The sequence below is a fragment of the Escherichia sp. XD33 genome (genome assembly GCF_019375075.1).
Classification (GTDB): Bacteria; Pseudomonadota; Gammaproteobacteria; order Enterobacterales; family Enterobacteriaceae; genus Enterobacter; species Enterobacter flexneri_A.
The window spans coordinates 1-650 of the sequence record NZ_JAENDM010000288.1 but is presented as its reverse complement, the minus strand read 5'-3'; the positions used below and the strand labels follow the sequence as shown (position 1 = coordinate 650).

Genomic DNA, 650 nt, shown 5'->3' with positions numbered 1-650 from the left:
ACGGTTCATATCACCTTACCGACGCTTATCGCAGATTAGCACGTCCTTCATCGCCTCTGACTGCCAGGGCATCCACCGTGTACGCTTAGTCGCTTAACCTCACAACCCGAAGATGTTTCTTTCGATTCATCATCGTGTTGCGAAAATTTGAGAGACTCACGAACAACTTTCGTTGTTCAGTGTTTCAATTTTCAGCTTGATCCAGATTTTTAAAGAGCAAAACTTCGCAGTGAACCTTTGCAGGTACACTCTGAAGTATTTTTTATTTAATCACTACAGAGATGGTGGAGCTATGCGGGATCGAACCGCAGACCTCCTGCGTGCAAAGCAGGCGCTCTCCCAGCTGAGCTATAGCCCCATAACATGTAGTTAAAACCTCTTCAAATTTGCCGTGCAAATTTGGTAGGCCTGAGTGGACTTGAACCACCGACCTCACCCTTATCAGGGGTGCGCTCTAACCACCTGAGCTACAAGCCTGTAGAGGTTTTACTGCTCATTTTCATCAGACAATCTGTGTGAGCACTTCAAAGAACGCTTCTTTAAGGTAAGGAGGTGATCCAACCGCAGGTTCCCCTACGGTTACCTTGTTACGACTTCACCCCAGTCATGAATCACAAAGTGGTAAGCGCCCTCCCGAAGGTTAAGCTACC

General features: G+C 47.2%; 2 tRNA genes and 2 rRNA genes. All 4 read right to left on the bottom strand.

What is annotated here, in order from left to right:
- Window positions 1-99: ribosomal RNA gene (locus K0778_RS26835) — 23S ribosomal RNA — on the bottom strand; the annotation flags it as partial.
- Between the two features lie 183 nt (window positions 100-282).
- Window positions 283-358 (bottom strand) — tRNA-Ala (locus tag K0778_RS26830).
- Between the two features lie 42 nt (window positions 359-400).
- Window positions 401-477, bottom strand: a tRNA-Ile gene (locus K0778_RS26825).
- 68 nt (window positions 478-545) lie between these two features.
- Window positions 546-650 (bottom strand): 16S ribosomal RNA (locus K0778_RS26820); the annotation flags it as partial.